This window comes from Pseudomonas sp. GD04015 (assembly GCF_029837675.1).
Taxonomy (GTDB): Bacteria; Pseudomonadota; Gammaproteobacteria; order Pseudomonadales; family Pseudomonadaceae; genus Aquipseudomonas; species Aquipseudomonas paralcaligenes.
On the sequence record NZ_JAOEEE010000024.1, the window covers coordinates 58,141 to 76,034 of the forward strand.

Here is a 17,894-nt window from a genome sequence, read left to right on the forward strand (position 1 = left end):
CATGGCGCTTCTCGAACTGCGCGGCCTGCGCCGCGAATTCCCGGCCGGCGAACAGACCATCGCTGTGCTCAAGGACGTCGACCTGAGCATCGAGCAGGGCGAGATGGTCGCCATCATCGGCGCCTCCGGCTCGGGCAAGTCGACCCTGATGAACATCCTCGGCTGCCTCGACCGGCCGAGCGCCGGCACCTACCGCGTCGGCGGCCGCGAGACGGGCCGGCTCGATCCGGACGACCTGGCCGCCCTGCGCCGCGAGTACTTCGGCTTCATCTTCCAGCGCTACCACCTGCTGGGCGACCTGGACGCCGTCGGCAACGTGGAGATTCCCGCCATCTACGCCGGCAAGGACGGCGCCAGCCGCCGCGAGCGCGCCGAGGGCCTGCTGCAGCGCCTGGGCCTGGGCGAGCGCCTGGGGCACAAGCCCAGCCAGCTCTCCGGCGGCCAGCAGCAGCGCGTCTCCATCGCCCGGGCGCTGATGAACGGCGGCCAGGTGATCCTCGCCGACGAACCCACCGGCGCCCTCGACAGCCACAGCGGCGAGGAGATGCTCAAGCTGCTGCGCGAGCTGCACGCCGCGGGCCACACGGTGATCATCGTCACCCACGACATGAAGGTGGCGGAAACCGCCGACCGCCTGATCGAGATCAGCGACGGCTGCATCATCGCCGACCGCCGCCTGCGTGGCGACGACGATGCGCGCGCCCTCGACGAGCCCGCGCCGGCCCGCGAGGCGGGCGCCCTGCGCGCCGGCTTCGGCCAGTTCCGCGAGGCCTTCCGCATGGCCCTGCTGGCGATGCTCTCGCACAAGCTGCGCACCTTCCTGACCATGCTCGGCATCATCATCGGCATCGCCTCGGTGGTATCGGTGGTCGCCCTCGGCCAGGGTTCGCAGCAGAAGATCCTGGAGAACATCAGCGCCATCGGCACCAACACCATCGACATCTACCCCGGCAAGGGCTTCGGCGACCGCCGCTCGGCGCGCATCCAGACCCTGGTGCCGGCCGATGCCGACGCCCTGGCCGGCCAGGACTTCGTCGACAGCGTCACCCCGTCGGTGTCCAGCAGCGGCACCCTGCGCTACCGCGAACAGGCGCTGAGCGTGTCCATGAGCGGGGTCGGCGAGCAGTTCTTCCGCGCCAAGGGCTACACCTTCGCCCAGGGCCGCGCGTTCGACACCAGGGCGGTGCGCGAGTCGGCGCAGAGCGCGGTGATCGACAGCAACACCTACCAGAAGCTGTTCGCCGGCAAGCAGGCGCTCGGCCAGGTGATCCTGCTCGGCAAGGTACCGGTGCGCATCGTCGGCGTGCTGGACCCGATCCAGAGCAACTTCGGCGGCAGCGACCAGCTGCGCGTCTACCTGCCCTACACCGCGGTGATGAACCGCATGCTCGGCCAGTCGCACCTGGAGAGTATCACCGTGCGGGTGGACGACAGCGTCTCCAGCGACGCCGCCGAGCAGGGCATCATCCGCCTGCTCACCCGCCGTCACGGGGTGCAGGACTTCTTCGTGATGAACACCGACACCATCCGCCAGACCATCGAGAAGACCAGCCAGACCATGACCCTGCTGATCTCGGCCATCGCCCTGATCTCGCTGCTGGTCGGCGGCATCGGGGTGATGAACATCATGCTGGTGTCGGTCACCGAGCGAACCCGCGAGATCGGCGTGCGCATGGCGGTCGGCGCGCGGCAGAGCGACATCATGCGCCAGTTCCTGATCGAGGCGGTGCTGGTCTGCCTGATCGGCGGCGCCCTGGGCGTCATGGCCGCGCTGGCCTTCGGCGCGCTGTTCAGCCGTCTCACCAGCGAGTTCAGCCTGGTGTTCTCCGGCGCCTCCATCGTCGCCGCCTTCCTCTGCTCCACGGTCATCGGCCTGGTGTTCGGCTTCCTGCCGGCCCGCAACGCCGCTCGCCTGGACCCCGTCGACGCCCTTTCCCGAGAGTAGAACCGTGAAGCGATTCCCCCTCGCCACCCTGCCCCTGGCCCTCGCCCTGACCCTGTACGGCTGCGGCTCGCTGATCTCCACACCGTACCAGCGCCCGGCGCTGGACATCCCGGCCAACTGGCAGCAGCTCGCCGAGGCCCAGGCCGGCAGCCACGCCGACTGGTGGAAGGGCTTCGGCGACCCGCAGCTGGACCGCCTGGTCGAACAGGCCCTGGCGAAGAACAACGAGCTGGGCAGCGCGCTGCTCAACATCCGTCGCGCGCAGCTGCAGGCGGGCCTGGCGCGCAGCGACCAGTGGCCGCAGGCCAGCAGCAGCTTCAGCGCCGACCGCACCCGCGCCCTGCGCGGCGAAGGCAGCACCTCGCACAGCTACTCGCTGACCGCCTCGGTGGGCTGGGAAGCCGACCTGTGGAACCGCCTGGGCAGCGCCACCGACGCCGCCGAACTGGAGGCCCTGGCCACCGAGCAGGACTACGCCGCCACCCGCCTGTCGCTGATCGGCACGGTCGCCACCCTCTACTGGCAGATCGCCTACCTCAACGAACGCCTCGCCGCCAGCGCCGCGAGCATCGACTACGCGCGCCAGACCCTGGCGCTGGTGCAGGCGCAGTACAACGCCGGGCGCGGCTCCTCGCTGGAACTGGCCGAGGCGCGGCAGAGCCTGGAAAGCCAGCTCGCCAGCGACCTGGACCTGCGCCAGCAGCGGGTGGAGCAGCTCAACGCCCTGGCCGTGCTGTTCGACAGCGCCGCCCCGGTGGCGATGGACGAGCCCAAGCGCCTGGCCCGCACCGACCTGCCCGAGGTGGAAGCGGACCTGCCGGCCTCGCTGCTGGCCCGCCGGCCGGACCTGCGCGCCGCCGAACTGCGCCTGCGCAGCACCCTGAAGAACGTCGACGCCACCCGCGCCAGCTACTACCCGGACCTCAGCCTGACCGGCACCCTCGGCTACTCCAGCGAGGCGCTCAGCAACCTGCTGCGCAACCCGGTCGGCGCGCTGGGCGCAGGCATCACCCTGCCGTTCCTGAAATGGCAGCAGATGCAGCTTGACATCGACGTCTCCGAGACCGACTACGCACTGGCCGTCAACGGCTTCCGCCAGACGCTCTACGAAGCCCTCGCCGACGTGGAGAACAACCTCGCCGGCCGCCGTCACTACGCCGAGCAGGAGGGTATGCGCGCCCGGGCCCTGGAGGCCGCCCGGGAGGCCGAACGCATCTACCGCATCCGCTACCAGTCCGGCGCGGAGACGCTGCAGTCCTGGCTCGCCGCCCAGGAGACCCGGCGCAGCGCCGAGATCACCCTGGCGGAGAACCGTCTGAACCAGTTGCTCAACTACATCACCCTCAGCCAGGCGCTGGGCGGCGATGCCCAGTCTCCCGACAGCCTGGAGGTCGAGCCGGCCGGCTGAGGGGATACGACGGGAAACTTCGACGCCGCGCTTGGCTCAAAACCTTACCGGTCGCCGACCAGTCCGCGGGAAACGCCGATGAAACCCACCCTGATCTACCACGTGGCAGCCAGCCTGGACGGCTACATCGCGCGCCCCGACGGTAGCGTCGACTGGCTGCACGGGATCGGCGACGACCCGGGCTATGCCGACTTCTATAAAAGCGTCGACGGCCTGCTGATGGGCCGCGCCACCTACGACGCGATCAACAGCCTGGAGGGTGACTGGCCCTATCCCGGCAAGGCCTGCCTGGTGCTCGCCCGCAACCCCATCGGCAGGTCTTCCTCCGGGGTGCAGGGCCGCCACTGCACCCCGGCCGAGGCGCTGGAGGAGCTGGCCGGACGGGGCTGCCAACGGGTCTGGCTGGTCGGCGGCGGCAGCCTGGCCGCCAACTGCCTGGCCGCCGGCCTGCTCGACGAACTGATCGTGAACGTGATGCCCTACCTGCTCGGCGCCGGCATCCCGCTGTTCTCCACCGGCCTCGAACGCCCGCTGCGCCTGATCGGCGAGCGGCGCTTCGCCTGCGGGCTGGTGCAGCATCACTACCAGGTGCTCCCGGAAGCCGCGCTGGCGAGCTAGCCGAACCCGCCTCCACCTGCCCCCTCGCTCGCGCCACACTTGCCAAGCGGCCCGATCCCTGCCAAAACGCCGCCAACGAAACCTTCGCGAGAACAGCATGAGCGACGAACTGAAGATCGAAGACCTGCAACCCGGCACCGGCAAGACCGCCGTCAAGGGCGCGCTGATCACCACCCACTACCGTGGCTGGCTGGAGGACGGTACCGAGTTCGATTCCTCCCATTCCCGCGGCAAGCCCTTCCAGTGCGTGATCGGCACACGCCGGGTGATCCAGGGCTGGGACCAGGGCCTGATGGGCATGCAGGTCGGCGGCAAGCGCAAGCTCTGGGTGCCGGCTCACCTGGGCTATGGCGAGCGCAAGGTCGGCGCGATTCCGCCGAATTCCAACCTGATCTTCGAGATCGAGCTGCTGGAAGTGCTGACCCGCGACGATTGAGCCACCGACCACCGAAGGACCACCCATGCGATTCACCACAACCGCCCTGGCCCTGCTGCTGGGCGTCGCCCCGGCGGCCATGGCACTGGCCGACCTGCCCGGCGCCGTCGATGCCGCCGTACAGCCCACCATGCGCCAGTGCGATATTCCCGGCCTGGCGGTGGCCCTCCACCACCGGGGCGAGCGCCTGTACTTCAACTATGGCGTCGCCTCCCGCGAGAGCGGCCAGGCGGTGGACGAGCACACGCTGTTCGAGCTGGGCTCGGTGAGCAAGCTGTTCACCGCCACCCTGGGCGCCTACGCCCAGGCCGAAGGCCGCCTGAGCCTGGCGGACAAGGCCAGCGAACACCTGCCGGCCCTGCGCGGCAGCACCTTCGACGCCATTAGCCTGCTCGACCTGGCCACCTACACGCCTGGCGGCCTGCCCCTGCAATTTCCGCAGACGGTGCAGAGCGAACGACAGATGCTCGACTGGTACCGCGCCTGGCAGCCGGGCTATCCGCCCGGCAGCCAGCGCCTGTACTCCAACCCCAGCATCGGCCTGTTCGGCCACCTGGCCGCCGCCAGCCTGGGCGAACCCTTCGAGCGGCTGCTGGAGCACCGCCTGTTCCCGCAGCTGGGCATGACGGAAAGCCATGTGCGGGTGCCGGCGCAGCAGATGGCGCGCTACGCCTGGGGCTACCGGGAGGACGAGCCGGTCCGCGTACAGCCCGGCCCGCTGGATGCCGAAGCCTACGGCGTGAAATCCAGCGCCGCCGACATGCTGCGCTTCGTCGAGGCCAACCTCGATCCATCGCACCTGCCGGCCTCGCTGCGCCAGGCCATCGCAACCACCCACCAAGGCCACTACCGGGTCGGCGACATGACCCAGGGCCTCGGCTGGGAACGCTACGACTACCCCATCGACCTGCAGCGGCTGCAGGCCGGCAACTCATCGCAGATGGCGCTGCAGCCGCATGCGGTCGAGCGCTTCGCCACACCGAGGCCGGCCGAGGGCGACATGCTGCTGAACAAGACCGGCTCGACCAACGGCTTCGGCGCCTACGTGGTGGTATTGCCGGCCCGCGACACCGGCCTGGTGATCCTGGCGAACCGCAACTACCCGAACGCGGAGCGGGTGCGGATCGCCTTGCGGATACTCGCAGCGCTGGAGTGATGGGCCACCACCACGGAGCCCATCCGGGCTATGTGGGCCTGGACGCCACCCACTGCGGGATCAGCTGGCCAGGCATCGGGCGCGCGACGAAATAGCCCTGGATCTGGTCGCAGCCCAGCTCCGCCAGCAGATCGTACAGCGGCGCCGACTCGACGCCTTCCGCGACCACCGTGTAGCCCACGCTCTGCGCCAGGTCGATGATCGACTCCACCACCGCCCGGTCCCTGGGGTTGGTCTGCACGTCGCGCATGAAGGACTGGTCCAGTTTGACCGTGGTCGCCGGCAGGTCGCGCAGGTAGGTCCAGTTGCTGTAGCCGGTGCCGAAATCGTCGATGGCCAGCTCGATGCCGAACTCCCTGATCCTGTGCAGGTTGCGCTTGGTCAGCTCGGGATTGGTCATCAGGGCGCTCTCGGTGAACTCGAGTTCGAGCTGTTGCGGCCGGATGCCCTTCTCCTGCAGCAGCAGGATCAGCTCGTCGACGAACTCGGAATCCGCCATGTCCGCCGCCGAGACGTTCAGCGACATGCACCAGTCGTGGCCGGCTGCCGACCACGCGGCCAGCTGGTCCAGCGCGCGGCGGGCCACCCACGAACTGATCTGGCGGATCAGCGGCGTCTTCTCGGCCAGCGGAATGAATTCGCCGGGGCCGACGAAGCCCAGCTCGGGATGCCGCCAGCGCAGCAGGGCCTCGACGGCGCACATCCTGCCCGTGGCCACCTCGACCCTGGGCTGGTACTCCAGGTAGAACTCCTCCTCCGCCCTGACCGCCTTGGACAGCGAGGTCAGCAGCGTGAAGGCGCGCACCTGGGCGTGGTCGAGCGCGGGTTCGAAATGGAACCAGCCCTTGCCGTTGCGCCGCGCATGGTCCGCGGTACTGACCAGGCAACGCAGCCAGTCGTCGTTCCAGGCGCGGCCATGCAGGCCGAGCACGCCCAATCCGGTGCGCGGCTGCAACGGGATGCCGGCGCACTCGATGGGCAGCTCGATCTCGCGGGCGAGGCGTTCGATGATCGCGGCGGTGTCTTCCCCCTCGGCCAGCAGGAAGCCGAAGCGGGTGGGGCTGATCTTGTACAGGCTGCGGCTGCCGATGACGCCCTGCAGCCGCTCCTTGAGCACCTTCATCACCTCGGCGGAGAACGGGTAGCCCAGCGACTTGACGATCTCGTTGAGAAAGGCCGGCGACACCATGTCGGCGGCGATCACGGTCACCGCCTCGTCGCGGCCCTTGTAGACCTCGACGTCCTTCTCGAACTTGATCCGGTTGAACAGGCCGATGGTGGCGTCGATGTAGTTGCTGCTGCGCAGGTCGCGGATGCGCAGCATGACCAGCGCCGCCAGCCTGCGCAGGGTGTCGCGCTGCGCGTCCGACAGCGGAGGCCGCGGCACGGTGTCGATGATGCAGAACATGCCCAGGATCACCCCGTCCTCGGTGACCAGCGGCCAGCCGGCGTAGAAGCGGATGCCCGGGCTGCCGACCACCAGCGGATTGTCGCGGAAGCGGCTGTCGGCCAGGGCGTCGCCGACCTCGAAGAAGCCGTTCGCCTCGACCGCGGTGGCGCAGAACGAGTCCAGCAGGGGCGTCTGGTCGCAGGCCATGCCGGACTGCGCGAGAAACCACTGCCGGCTGGCCTCCAGCACCGAGATCAGGGCGATGGGGACGGAGAAGTAGGAGGCCGCGAGGCCGATCAGTTCATCGAACAGGGCGTCCGAAACACCTTCGAAACAGGACAGAGCCGCTATTTCATGCTGCCGAAGGGGCGACTCCAGCTGTGACGACAGGGTTGACTTCACGTGCTACGCCTCGGTGGGTTTCAAGGAAGTCACTCTACTTCAGCCGGCCTCCACGCCGCCGACCGGCCATCCGGGAGTTCTGATCGCCGGGACAGCTTTTGCGCTGCCGAAATCCCTACCGCGGAGACAGCGAATGTCCGGCAACTGGCCCGAAGCGCCTCGGTGCATTAGGCTGGCGACTCCCGCCGGCCCCTGCGCGCGAAGCCAGGCACTCCATGCCCGCTTCGCAGGTCACGACGCATGGCCACCGGCCCCGGGGCGCACCGCAGCCCCGCGTCACCCGCCAGACATTCACGGTACTGCATGAGCAATCCTGAACCCGGCAACCCGCCACGCAAGTCACTCTCCCGCTCGCTGCTGGGAGGCGAAGAACCGGACCCGCGCTTCACCCTGGCCAACGAGCGCACCTTTCTGGCCTGGATTCGCACCGCGCTGGCCCTGCTCGGTGGCGGCATCGCCGTCGAGACGTTCGCCAGCCAGGCGCTCGAACCGATGCTGCGGCTGGTCATCACCCTGAGCCTGCTGTTCCTGAGCATGCTGGTCAGCGCCGGTGCCTGCCTGCGCTGGCTGTCGGTGGAGCGCGCCCTGCGTCATCGCCGCGCCCTTCCTCTGCCCGGGCTGGTGCCGATGCTGGCGGTCGGCTGCTGCGTGGCCGCGCTGATCCTGGTCGTGCTGTTCTGGCCGCGCTGGCAGCATGGCTGACGCGCCCCTCGACGCCGGACTGCAGGCCGAGCGCACGGAACTGGCCTGGCGCCGCACGCAGATCTCGCTGCTGGTGATCGCCTGCCTGGCCCTGCGCGACCACCACCCGACGGTCTCGCTGATCGCCCTGGGCACCGCCGGCGTGCTCTGGCTGCGCCAGGGCCGGCGCTACCAGCGCAGCCTGGCGATGCTGCGCGACGAGCGCGGTCAGGCGCGCCTGCGGACGGTGCTGGGCACCAGCATCGCGCTGGTGGCCATCGCGGTGATCGCGGCCCTGGATGCCCTGGGCCGCTGAGCTAGGGCGCCAGCTGCGCGATGCCGCGCTCGATCACCGCGTCGAAGTAGCCGGGGTCGCCGTAGATGCGGGCCAGCAGGATGGCGCCCTCGAAGTCGGCCACCAGTTGCCGCGCCAGGCGCTGCGCCTGCTCCTCGCCATGGCCCGCGCGATACAGCTCGGTGAAGGCGGCCGCCCAGTCGTCGAGGAACAGCCGGATCGGCTCCATCAGCTCGACCTTGCCGTAGGTGGCGTCCACCGCCACCACGCCCATCAGGCAGCCGATCGAGTCGTCCTGGAACAGCTTCCTGGCCCGGCGGCCGATGCCGGCGAGCCGCTCCTGCACGGTCAGGCTCTCGTCGTAGGCGATGGCGAACAGGGACTGCTTGAGACGCCCGTGGGTCCACTCCAGCACGTCGCGCAGGAGCGCTTCCTTGTTCGGGTAGTGATGGTAGAAGGACGCCTTGGTCAGCCCGCAGGCGGCAGACAGGGCGTCCATGGTGGTGCCGTGGTAGCCGAGGCGCTTGAAGGTATTGGCGCAGCGCAGCAGCAGCTCATCGCGGGGAATCTTCAACGGACGCACGGGCCACTCCTGTTCTCGATCATGGGCGGTGATTCTAGGGCATAAGCGATGACGTCTCAATTTGACGGTTACCGAATGTTTGTTTAGCTTTCTCAAACCAAACATTTAGTAAGTAAGTGGAATCGACCTGGCATCGCCAGGCCCCTTCATCCAGTCAGGAGAGTCACCATGAGCGAAGCAAACAGCGGCCCGGGCCGCGTCACCCGCGAGCGGCGCGGCCACCTGTTCCTCGTCGGCCTCGACCGCGCGGGGAAACGCAACGCGTTCGACAGCGCCATGCTGGCCGACCTGGCCCTGGCCTTCGGCGAGTTCGAGCGCGATGACGAGCTGCGCTGCGCCGTCCTGTTCGCCCATGGCGAGCACTTCACCGCCGGCCTCGACCTGATGGAGCTGACGCCCAAGCTCGCCTCGGGCGGCTTCCAGTACCCGGACGGCGGCATCGACCCCTGGGGCGTCTCCGGGCCGCGCCGCACCAAGCCGGTGGTGATCGCCGTGCAGGGCACCTGCTGGACCGCGGGCATCGAACTGGTGCTCAACGCCGACATCGCGGTCGCCGCGCGCAACACGCGCTTCGCCCACCTGGAAGTGCTGCGCGGCATTCCGCCCTCCGGCGGCTCCACCGTGCGCTTCACCCAGGCCGCCGGCTGGACCAGCGCCATGCGCTACATGCTGACCGGCGAGGAATTCGGCGCCGAGGACGCCCTGGCCATGCGTCTGCTGACCGAGGTGGTCGAGCCCGGCGAGGAACTGGCGCGGGCCATCGCGTACGCGGACCGCATCGCCAAGGCCGCGCCGCTGGCCATCCGGGCCACCCTGCAGTCCACCTTCCAGGCCCGCGACGAAGGCGACGCCGCCGCCCTTTCCCGGCTCAACGAGCTGCTGTTCTCGCTGATCAGGAGCGAGGACGTGCGCGAAGGGGTGATGGCGATGATGCAGAAGCGCGAGCCGCTGTTCAAAGGTCGCTGATACCCTCCCCCTGGGCAGCGGTGGCGATGACCGCTGCCACTCTTCGCAACGTCCGGCTGGAGCCCTTTGCATGACCAGACCCGCTTCACTCTCGGTGATCGACCCGTTGTCCCTGGTGGCGGACGACGGCTACCGCCTGGCCGCCACCCGCTACTCCGCGCAAGGCGCCGCCCGTGGCAACCTGATCGTGGCCGGCGCGACCGGCGTGCAGCAGCGCTTCTACCGCCGCTTCGCCCAACACGCCAGCGCCCGCGGCTTCAACGTGCTGACCCTGGACTACCGGGGCATCGGCGACTCCGCTCCCACCACCCTGAAAGGCTTCGAGATGGCCTACCTGGACTGGGGCCTGCGCGACCTGGCCGCCGCTGTCGAACGGATGGACGACGGCCGTACCCCGCTGTACTGGATCGGCCACTCCTTCGGCGGCCACGCCCTCGGCCTGCTGCCCAACCACCAGAAGATCGCCGCGGCCTACTGCTTCGGCACCGGCGCCGGCTGGGCCGGCTGGATGCCCCGGGCCGAGGCATTCAAGGTGCGCCTGATGTGGTCCTGCGTGCTGCCGCTGATCGTCGCCTGGAAGAGCTACATGGCCTGGAGCCTGCTGGGCATGGGCGACGACCTGCCGCTCGGGGTCTACCGGGACTGGAAGCGCTGGTGCGCCCATCCCCACTACTTCTTCGACGATCCCGCGATGGCCGACATCGTCAGCCGCTACGCGCAGGTACGCACGCCCTGCGTGTTCGCCAACGCGGTGGACGACCTGTGGGCGCCGCCCGTCTCGCGGGACGCCTTCATCAAGGGCTACCGCAACGCGCCCCTGCGCACTCGCGACCTGGCCGGCCAGCCCATCGGCCACATGGGCTACTTCCGCGAGTCGGCCAGCGCGCTCTGGGACGAGGCCCTGGACTGGTTCGCCGCGCAAGGCGCCGCCGGCGCGCCACGGCAGCCTTCGGCCTGCGGGGGCGGACGATGAGCCTGGCAGCGCCGGACCACGCCCAGGCCGCCGAGCGCTTCCGCGCGCTGGTGGAAGGCCGGCGGGCGATCCGCCGCTTCACCGACGAGCCGGTGCCCGATGCGGTCATCCGCGCCTGCCTGGAACTCGCGGTGCTGGCGCCCAACTCGTGCAACCTGCAGCCCTGGTCCTTCCAGGTGGTGCGCGACCCCGCCCTGCTCCGGCGGCTGCACCCGGTCTGCCTGGGCCAGAGCGCCGCCAGGGCGCCGCTGATCATCGCCGTGCTGGCACGGCCGGACGGCTGGAAGCAGGCCTGCGCCGACGTACTCGCGTTCTGGCCCGAACCCCAGGTGCCGGCGGTGATCGACCGCTTCTACAAAAAGACCGCCCCCTTCCAGTACAACCAGGGCCGGCTGGGCTGGCGCGGCCTGCTCAAGCGCCTGCTGGTTCGCCTGGTGGGGCTACGGCGCCCGGTCATGCGCACGCCCAACAGCCTGCAGCAGATGCGGCTGTGGGCGGTGAAATCGACGGCGCTGGCCGCCCAGAACCTGATGCTGGCGTTCCACAGCCACGGCTACGGCACCTGCCCGATGGAAGGCTTCGACGAGCAGCGCCTGCGGCGGGTGCTGCCGCTGCCCGGGGACGCGATCCCGATCATGCTGCTGGCGGTCGGCGTGCCGGGCGAACGGGCCGTCTACAACCCGCGCCTGCGCTTTCCGCTCGAACGCAGCGTATCGTGGCACTGAACGGCTGCCGAACCATAACAACAAGAGGACCCTCCGCCATGACGTTCACCCAGATCGACTACGAGGCCCACGGCCCGATCCGCGTCATCCGCTTCAACCGGCCGGACAAGCGCAACTGCATCGGCCCGGTCACCCACCGCGAGCTGATCGAGGCCTGGACGCGCTTCCGCGACGACGACAGCGCCCTCGTCGCCATCATCACCGGCGCCGGCGACAAGGCCTTCTGCGCGGGCGGCGACCTGCAGGCGGGCCTCGACCTGGTGCCGTCCACCCCGGACGAGATCGCCGCCCACGACCGCGGCGAGCGGCCCGGCATCCTCGGTCCGAGCCGCTGGACCGACATCTACAAGCCGGTGATCGCCGCGGTGAACGGCGTGGCCTACGCCGGCGGGCTGGAGTGGGCCTGCTTCGCCGACATGCGCATCGCCGAGGAGCACGCCTCCTTCGGCGTCACCTGCCGGCGCTGGAACATCGGCCTGGCGGATGGCGGCAGCCAGCGCCTGCCGCGCATCGTCGGCATGGGCCGGGCGATGGAGCTGATCCTCACGGGCAAGGTGATCTCGGCGGCGGAAGCCCTCGCCATCGGCCTGGCCAACGAGGTGGTGCCTCGGGGACGGTCGCTCGAACGGGCGATGGAGCTGGCCAGGTTCCTCTGCACCCTGCCGCAACCGGCCATGCGCTCGGACAAGGAGGCGGCGGTGCGCGGCTACGGGCAGCCGCTGGCGGAGGGTCTGCGCATCGAGGCGGAGTGCTTCAACCGCTCCATCCATCACGACGACACCCGCGAGGGCCTGCGCCGCTTCCTCGAACGCGACCACCCGGACCGGTCCCTCGCCACGCCGCCGAAGACGCCCGGCCTGGTCAGGGACTGAGGCGCCCGCCGTGCGCTTCGACCTGCTGCTGAACCTGCACCTGTTCGCCGTGGCCTTCTGGCTCGGCGTGGTGGCGGTGGAATACCTGTTCGAACGCGGCCGCGCGCAGAGCCGCGGCCAGGGTTTCGCCGTCGCCAGTCTGCACCGCAGGATCGACCTGCTCTTCGAAACGCCGGCCTTCGCCGTGGTGCTGGTGACCGGCCTGCTGCTCGTCGAGCCCGCGCGCTTCGGCGGCCTGTATGCCCTCAAGGTGGTTGCCGGCGCGCTGGCGGTCGCCGGCAACCTGCTGTGCCTGGTGCCCGTCCTGCAACGCCGCGCCGCGGCGGAGCGTGACGACCTGGCCGACGTGATCCGCCAGTCCCGGCGCATCGACACCATCTCCCTGGTCGCCATCCCGGCCGGCCTGCTGGCGCTGGCCTGCGGCGTCTACCTGATGCTGCTGCGCTAGCCGTGGAGCCAATCCGCGCTTCTCCTGACCCGCTTCGCGTGACATCCTTCGGCTTCCACAGACTTGCACTCGGCGCGCCGCTCGCCCAGATTCAGGAAAGCCCGAGCACACAGCAGGAAGCCCATGTCGGAAGCCGGCAGCATCATCCAGGACACCGAGCACTCGCCACCGCGCCTGCGGGTGCGCGGGGACTGGACACTGAGACACTACAACCGCCTGGAAGCGGAGCTGGAGCGCCTGCCCGCCCAGGCGCCCGAGCCGGCGCTGGACTTCGCCCAGCTCGGCCAGCTGGACACCGCCGGCGCCGCCCTGCTCGGCCGCTGGCTCGGCGCCGAGCGCCTGCTGGCACTGGCCCAGGGCAACCCCGAGCTGCCACCCGAGCGCCTGGCGTTGCTGCGCACCGTCGGCGAGGCGCTGCACGACTGTCCCCAGGCGCCCGGCGCCGCGCACCGCTCCGCCGCCTACGAGGTGCTGGAGGAAGTCGGCGCCACCGTCACCGGCTTCTGGAGCCGCCTGCGCGCCCTGCTCGGCTTCATCGGCCTGGCCCTGGACAGCCTCGTCCGCACCCTGTTCCGGCCGCGCCGCTGGCGGATCACCTCGCTGGTCTCGCATATCGAGCAGACCGGACTGAACGCCATCCCCATCATCGTCCTGCTGACCTTCATGGTCGGCGCGGTGGTCGCCTTCCTCGGCGCCACGGTGCTGGCCAACTTCGGCGCGACCATCTACACCGTGCACCTGGTGGCCTTCTCCTTCCTGCGCGAGTTCGGCGTGCTGCTCACCGCCATCCTCATGGCCGGCCGCACCGCCAGCGCCTTCACCGCGCAGATCGGCTCGATGAAGGCCAACGAGGAGATCGACGCCATCCGCGTGCTCGGCCTCAACCCGATGGAGCTGCTGGTGCTGCCGCGCATCCTGGCGATGATGATCAGCCTGCCGATCCTCACCTTCATCGCCATCCTCTCCGGCATCCTCGGCGGCGGCGTGGTCAGCGCACTGATGCTGGACATCTCGCCGACCCTGTTCCTCGGCATCCTGCAGTCGGAGGTCCCGGTCCAGCACCTCTTCGTCGGCCTGGCCAAGGCGCCGTTCTTCGCCTTCATCATCGCCATCATCGGCTGCCTGGAAGGCTTCAAGTCCGGCGGCAGCGCCAAGTCGGTCGGCGACCACACCACCTCGGCGGTGGTGCAGTCGATCTTCGTGGTGATCCTGCTCGACGCCGTGGCGGCGATGTTCTTCATGGAGATGGGCTGGTGAACGACGTGCTTGTGGAAGTGCGCGGCCTGCGCAACCAGTTCGGCGCTCAGGTGGTGCACCAGGACCTCGACCTGGACATCCGCCGCGGCGAGGTGCTCGGTGTGGTCGGTGGCTCCGGCACCGGCAAGTCGGTGCTGCTGCGCAGCATCGTCGGCCTGCTGCGCCCGGCCGCCGGTAGCATCCGGGTGTTCGGCGAGAGCCTGCTGGACGCCCCGCCCGAGCGCCGCTCGCAGCTGGAGCGACGCTTCGGCGTGCTGTTCCAGCGCGGCGCCCTGTTCTCGTCGCTGACCGTGATCGAGAACATCGCCCTGCCGCTGATCGAGCACGCCGGCCTGTCGCGCCCCGACGCCGAACGCCTGGCGCGGGTCAAGGTGGCGCTGGCAGGGCTGCCGGCGAACGCCGGCGACAAGTACCCGGACTCGCTGTCGGGCGGCATGGTCAAGCGCGCCGCGCTGGCCCGCGCCATCGCCATGGACCCGGAAATCCTGTTCCTCGACGAACCCACCGCCGGGCTCGACCCCATCGGCGCCGCCGCCTTCGACCAGCTCATCCTCACCCTGCGCGACGCGCTGGGCCTGAGCGTATTCCTGGTCACCCATGACCTCGATACGATCTACAGCATCTGCGACCGGGTCGCGGTGCTCTCGCAGAAGAAGGTGCTGGTCGCCGACCGCCTGCCGGTGGTCGAGGCCACGGACGACGCCTGGATACGCGAATACTTTCACGGCCCCCGTGGCCGCGCGGCCCAGCAGGCCGCGAACAGGGAGAACTGACGATGGAAACCCGTGCGCATCACGTGCTGATAGGCCTGTTCACCGTGCTCGCGGTGGGCAGCGCGCTGCTGTTCGCCCTGTGGATGGGCAAGTCCAGCATCGACCGCGAATTCAAGCTGTACGAGGTGGTGTTCAAGGAAGCGGTCAACGGCCTGTCCGTCGGCAGCAGCGTGCAGTACAGCGGCATCAAGGTCGGCGACGTGGTCAGCCTGAGCCTCGACCCCAGCGACCCGCGCCAGGTCCAGGCCCTCATCCGGGTGGCCGAGGATACGCCGGTCAAGGAAAACACCCACGCCCGCCTGGCGGTGACCAGCATCACCGGCGGCGCGGTGATCCAGCTCTACGGCGGCACGCCGACCAGCCCGCCCCTGGCCACCCGCAACCACGAGCCGACGGTTATCGTCGCCGACCCGTCGCCGCTGTCGCGCCTGCTCACCAACGGCGAGGACCTGGTGACCAACATCAACCACCTGCTGGCCAACGCCAACCGCATGTTCTCCAGCGAGAACATCGACCGCGTCGGCAGCACCCTGGCCGGCCTGGAGCAGACTGTGGGCGCCGTGGCCAGCCAGCGCGGCGAGATCCGTCAGGCGCTGGCCGAGCTGGCCGAGACCAGCCGCCAGGCCAGCCTCCTGCTGCAACGCACCAACGAGACCATGCGCGGCGCCAACAACCTGCTCGACCAGCAGGGGCGCAGCGTGATGGACAGCGCCGCCCAGACCATGGCCACCCTGGAGCGCACCAGCGCCAGCCTGGAACAGCTGCTCGCGCGCAACGAGGACGCCCTCAGCGGCGGCCTGCAGGGCATCGGCGAGATCGGCCCGGCGATCCTCGAACTGCGCAGCACCCTGACCTCGCTGCGGCAGATGACCCAGCGGCTCTCCGACAACCCCGGCGCCCTGCTGCTGGATCGCCAACAGAACAAGGAATTCCAGCCATGATCCGCACGCTGCTGCTCCCCCTCGGCCTGACCGCCCTGCTCGGCGGCTGCTCCCTGCTGCCCGAGGCCGAACCCGTGCAGACCTACCTGCTGCCCTCGCTCCAGCCGCAGGCGGCGAGCCAGGCGCAGCCCCTCGCCCGCTCGCTGGGCATCGGCCGGCCCCAGGCCAGCCTGGTGCTGGACAGCACGCGCATCGCCGTGGTCCCCCAGGGCAGCGAGATCAGCAGCTACAAGGGCGCGCGCTGGAGCGACCCGGCGCCGGCGCTGCTGCGCGACCGCCTGCTGGAAGCCTTCCAGGCCGACGGTCGGTTCGCCGCGCTGAGCAGCGCGGAGCAGCACCTGCAGAGCGACTTCGTGCTGGCCGGCAACCTGCTGGCGTTCCAGAGCGAGTACCGCGACGGCAAGCCCGAGGTGGTGATCCGCTTCGATGCGCGGCTGGTCCGCGCCGACACCCAGCGGGTCACCGCCAGCCGCAGCTTCGTCGTGCGCCAGCCCAGCCGGACGGTCGAGGTGCCGGCGGTGGTGGACGCCTTCGGCCAGGCCAGCGACCAGCTCGCCGGGCAACTGGTCGAGTGGACCACGCAGCGGATACAGGCCGAGAAATAAGCCCGGAGCGACCGGTCAGGCCTGGCGGTAGCCGACCCAGCCACGGAACGTGAAGCCCGCGTAGAACAGCTCGACGCCCTCGAATCCCGCCTGGCGCAGCAGCGCCTCATCCTGCTCCGGCGACAGCAGCGGCAGGCGTTCGTCGATCGCGGCGGCCGCGCCCTGCGCCTGTTCCCGCACAACCCCGGACGCCTCAGCGAACGCCGCATAGCGCTGCAACCAGCGCATCCTCTCCTCGCCCTCGGGGACGCTGTGGTGGGCGACCACCAGCGGCGCGCCGGGGGCGAGTCGTTGCCAGAGTTGCTGGAGGGTGCGCAGCCGCTGCTCCGGTGGCAGGAAATGCAGCGTCAGCAAGCAGGTGGCGCCATCGAAATGCCCCTCGGCCAGCGAGTCGATATAGCCCTGGTGGAAGTCCACGCAAGCCTCCAGCACGCCCAGCGTCTGCCGGGCCAGGGCCAGCATCTGCGCCGAGGGATCGACCCCCGCGAAGCGCCAGCCGGGCTGCGCCTGGGCGAACGCCTGCAGCTCCAGGCCGCCGCCCGCACCGAGCACCAGCACGCGGCCGTCCTCGGGCACGCGCTCGGCCAGCAGCAGCGTTGCCATCCGCTGCAGGCCGTGAAATCCGGGCACCTGGCGAACCGGCCCCTCGGCGTAGCGGGCGACAACCTGTGGATCGGAAAAAGGCGGCATGGGACCTCCCGGGAATCGGACAGAAACAGGATTCGCAAACGGCTTCGCGGGCTACGCGCCCGGCAGGCCGAAGATCAGCGACTGGTGGGCGGCGGCGCCCGCCAGGGTGCCATCGCCCACCGCCAGCGACACCGAGCCGCCCATGCGCGCCGCATCGCCGCAGGCGTAGACGCCCGGAACGCTGGTCGCCTTCATCGCGTCGGTGTGGATGATCCGGCCGAACTCGCCCTCGCTGAACGCGCAGCCCAGCAGGTCGGCCAACGGGTCGGCGACCTCGACCCGGGTCGACACGAACAGGCCGTCGAGACGCACGCGGCGTCCGCTGCCTAGCACCAGCTCCAGCTCGCCCTCCAGCCGCGCCACGGCCTCGCGCTCCAGCGCCACGCCCCGGCCGGCGAGCTTCGCCAGTTGCTCCGCGTCGGGCTCGAACGCCCCGTTCAGGAACAGGGTGGTCTCGCCCCAGTCCGGCAGCAGCAGCGCCAGGTGCATGGCCATGGCGGACGTGGCGACGATGCCGATGCGGCCCCGCTCCAGCTCGTAGCCGTGGCAGTACGGGCAGTGAAACACGCGGCTGCCCCAGCGCTCGGCCAGGCCGAGAATGTCGGGCAGGCGGTCGACCACGCCGGTCGCCAGGATGATCCGGCTCGCCTCGCGAGCCTCGCCCGCCTCGAAATGCACGCGAAAGCCTTGCTCCGTGCGCTCGGCGCCGACGGCCCGGTCGGACAGCCAC

20 protein-coding genes are annotated in these 17,894 nt (G+C 70.0%); 16 read left to right on the top strand and 4 right to left on the bottom strand.

Features of this window, described 5'->3' with window-relative positions; translation table 11 throughout:
• The first annotated feature begins 1 nt into the window (after position 1).
• The 5 genes from N7640_RS18290 (at position 2) to ampC (ending at position 5,563) form a co-directional block, all read left to right on the top strand.
• The gene (locus N7640_RS18290) at positions 2-1,945 is read left to right on the top strand and encodes a MacB family efflux pump subunit (RefSeq protein ID WP_279902130.1); all 1,944 of its coding nucleotides are present in this window, start codon (positions 2-4) and stop codon (positions 1,943-1,945) included.
• A gap of 4 nt (positions 1,946-1,949) precedes the next feature.
• Complete coding sequence (locus N7640_RS18295; protein ID WP_279902132.1) at positions 1,950-3,353, top strand: efflux transporter outer membrane subunit; 1,404 nt, start codon at positions 1,950-1,952, stop codon at positions 3,351-3,353.
• Between the two features lie 78 nt (positions 3,354-3,431).
• The gene (locus N7640_RS18300) at positions 3,432-3,971 is read left to right on the top strand and encodes a dihydrofolate reductase family protein (RefSeq protein WP_279902133.1); all 540 of its coding nucleotides are present in this window, start codon (positions 3,432-3,434) and stop codon (positions 3,969-3,971) included.
• A 97-nt stretch (positions 3,972-4,068) separates the two neighbouring features.
• Complete coding sequence (locus N7640_RS18305) at positions 4,069-4,407, top strand: FKBP-type peptidyl-prolyl cis-trans isomerase (RefSeq protein WP_279902134.1); 339 nt, start codon at positions 4,069-4,071, stop codon at positions 4,405-4,407.
• A gap of 79 nt (positions 4,408-4,486) precedes the next feature.
• Entirely contained in the window at positions 4,487-5,563 is a 1,077-nt protein-coding gene (ampC, locus tag N7640_RS18310; RefSeq protein WP_279902307.1) for a class C beta-lactamase, read from the top strand.
• 28 nt (positions 5,564-5,591) lie between these two features.
• Here the strand turns inward: ampC and N7640_RS18315 are convergent, their stop codons facing one another.
• Positions 5,592-7,355: an EAL domain-containing protein gene (locus N7640_RS18315; protein WP_279902136.1), complete on the bottom strand. Its 1,764-nt coding sequence runs from the start codon at positions 7,353-7,355 to the stop codon at positions 5,592-5,594.
• 303 nt (positions 7,356-7,658) lie between these two features.
• Here N7640_RS18315 and N7640_RS18320 point away from each other — a divergent pair, with 303 nt between their 5' ends.
• On the top strand, positions 7,659-8,057 hold the full coding sequence (locus N7640_RS18320; RefSeq protein WP_279902137.1) for a DUF202 domain-containing protein: 399 nt from the start codon (positions 7,659-7,661) through the stop codon (positions 8,055-8,057).
• Positions 8,050-8,352 carry a DUF202 domain-containing protein gene (locus tag N7640_RS18325; RefSeq protein WP_279902138.1) on the top strand — a complete coding sequence of 101 codons (303 nt, stop codon included), beginning with the start codon at positions 8,050-8,052 and terminating at the stop codon, positions 8,350-8,352. The genes N7640_RS18320 and N7640_RS18325 overlap by 8 nt, the downstream gene beginning before the upstream one ends.
• A gap of 1 nt (position 8,353) precedes the next feature.
• Here N7640_RS18325 and N7640_RS18330 read toward each other — a convergent pair whose 3' ends face one another.
• The gene (locus tag N7640_RS18330; RefSeq protein WP_279902139.1) at positions 8,354-8,914 is read right to left on the bottom strand and encodes a TetR/AcrR family transcriptional regulator; all 561 of its coding nucleotides are present in this window, start codon (positions 8,912-8,914) and stop codon (positions 8,354-8,356) included.
• Positions 8,915-9,082: 168 nt separating this feature from the next.
• On the opposite strand from N7640_RS18330, the gene N7640_RS18335 reads away from it, so the two are divergent.
• From N7640_RS18335 to N7640_RS18375, 9 genes are all read left to right on the top strand, one after another.
• Positions 9,083-9,880 (top strand): crotonase/enoyl-CoA hydratase family protein, encoded by a 798-nt coding sequence (locus tag N7640_RS18335; RefSeq protein WP_279902140.1) that lies wholly within the window; start codon positions 9,083-9,085, stop codon positions 9,878-9,880.
• A 70-nt stretch (positions 9,881-9,950) separates the two neighbouring features.
• The gene (locus tag N7640_RS18340) at positions 9,951-10,853 is read left to right on the top strand and encodes an alpha/beta fold hydrolase (RefSeq protein ID WP_279902141.1); all 903 of its coding nucleotides are present in this window, start codon (positions 9,951-9,953) and stop codon (positions 10,851-10,853) included.
• On the top strand, positions 10,850-11,578 hold the full coding sequence (locus N7640_RS18345; protein ID WP_279902142.1) for a nitroreductase family protein: 729 nt from the start codon (positions 10,850-10,852) through the stop codon (positions 11,576-11,578). Before N7640_RS18340 ends, N7640_RS18345 begins: the two co-directional genes overlap by 4 nt.
• Before the next feature lie 38 nt (positions 11,579-11,616).
• On the top strand, positions 11,617-12,450 hold the full coding sequence (locus N7640_RS18350) for an enoyl-CoA hydratase-related protein (protein WP_279902144.1): 834 nt from the start codon (positions 11,617-11,619) through the stop codon (positions 12,448-12,450).
• Between the two features lie 10 nt (positions 12,451-12,460).
• Complete coding sequence (locus N7640_RS18355; protein WP_279902145.1) at positions 12,461-12,898, top strand: hypothetical protein; 438 nt, start codon at positions 12,461-12,463, stop codon at positions 12,896-12,898.
• A gap of 123 nt (positions 12,899-13,021) precedes the next feature.
• A complete protein-coding gene (locus tag N7640_RS18360) occupies positions 13,022-14,155 on the top strand; it encodes an MlaE family lipid ABC transporter permease subunit (RefSeq protein ID WP_279902147.1) in 1,134 nt (377 codons plus the stop codon).
• On the top strand, positions 14,149-14,928 hold the full coding sequence (locus N7640_RS18365) for an ABC transporter ATP-binding protein (protein ID WP_220813664.1): 780 nt from the start codon (positions 14,149-14,151) through the stop codon (positions 14,926-14,928). The genes N7640_RS18360 and N7640_RS18365 overlap by 7 nt, the downstream gene beginning before the upstream one ends.
• Positions 14,929-14,930: 2 nt before the next feature.
• Positions 14,931-15,869 carry an MlaD family protein gene (locus N7640_RS18370; RefSeq protein ID WP_279902149.1) on the top strand — a complete coding sequence of 313 codons (939 nt, stop codon included), beginning with the start codon at positions 14,931-14,933 and terminating at the stop codon, positions 15,867-15,869.
• Entirely contained in the window at positions 15,866-16,474 is a 609-nt protein-coding gene (locus N7640_RS18375; RefSeq protein ID WP_279902151.1) for an ABC-type transport auxiliary lipoprotein family protein, read from the top strand. Before N7640_RS18370 ends, N7640_RS18375 begins: the two co-directional genes overlap by 4 nt.
• A 15-nt stretch (positions 16,475-16,489) precedes the next feature.
• Here the strand turns inward: N7640_RS18375 and N7640_RS18380 are convergent, their stop codons facing one another.
• A complete protein-coding gene (locus tag N7640_RS18380; RefSeq protein ID WP_279902153.1) occupies positions 16,490-17,164 on the bottom strand; it encodes a class I SAM-dependent methyltransferase in 675 nt (224 codons plus the stop codon).
• A gap of 51 nt (positions 17,165-17,215) precedes the next feature.
• The coding region (locus N7640_RS18385) for an NAD(P)/FAD-dependent oxidoreductase (protein ID WP_279906218.1) at positions 17,216-17,894 on the bottom strand (679 nt) is incomplete at its 5' end.

Bases quoted from the DNA above. Each gene is read 5' to 3' on its own strand.
- N7640_RS18350 (WP_279902144.1), top strand. From the start codon at position 11,617: ATGACGTTCACCCAGATCGACTACGAGGCCCACGGCCCGATCCGCGTC.
- N7640_RS18340 (WP_279902141.1), top strand. From the start codon at position 9,951: ATGACCAGACCCGCTTCACTCTCGGTGATCGACCCGTTGTCCCTGGTG.
- N7640_RS18320 (WP_279902137.1), top strand. From the start codon at position 7,659: ATGAGCAATCCTGAACCCGGCAACCCGCCACGCAAGTCACTCTCCCGC.
- N7640_RS18305 (WP_279902134.1), top strand. From the start codon at position 4,069: ATGAGCGACGAACTGAAGATCGAAGACCTGCAACCCGGCACCGGCAAG.
- N7640_RS18375 (WP_279902151.1), top strand. From the start codon at position 15,866: ATGATCCGCACGCTGCTGCTCCCCCTCGGCCTGACCGCCCTGCTCGGC.
- N7640_RS18380 (WP_279902153.1), bottom strand. From the start codon at position 17,164: ATGCCGCCTTTTTCCGATCCACAGGTTGTCGCCCGCTACGCCGAGGGG.
- N7640_RS18345 (WP_279902142.1), top strand. From the start codon at position 10,850: ATGAGCCTGGCAGCGCCGGACCACGCCCAGGCCGCCGAGCGCTTCCGC.
- N7640_RS18325 (WP_279902138.1), top strand. From the start codon at position 8,050: ATGGCTGACGCGCCCCTCGACGCCGGACTGCAGGCCGAGCGCACGGAA.
- N7640_RS18290 (WP_279902130.1), top strand. From the start codon at position 2: ATGGCGCTTCTCGAACTGCGCGGCCTGCGCCGCGAATTCCCGGCCGGC.
- N7640_RS18370 (WP_279902149.1), top strand. From the start codon at position 14,931: ATGGAAACCCGTGCGCATCACGTGCTGATAGGCCTGTTCACCGTGCTC.
- N7640_RS18360 (WP_279902147.1), top strand. From the start codon at position 13,022: ATGTCGGAAGCCGGCAGCATCATCCAGGACACCGAGCACTCGCCACCG.
- N7640_RS18335 (WP_279902140.1), top strand. From the start codon at position 9,083: ATGAGCGAAGCAAACAGCGGCCCGGGCCGCGTCACCCGCGAGCGGCGC.
- ampC (WP_279902307.1), top strand. From the start codon at position 4,487: ATGGCACTGGCCGACCTGCCCGGCGCCGTCGATGCCGCCGTACAGCCC.
- N7640_RS18300 (WP_279902133.1), top strand. From the start codon at position 3,432: ATGAAACCCACCCTGATCTACCACGTGGCAGCCAGCCTGGACGGCTAC.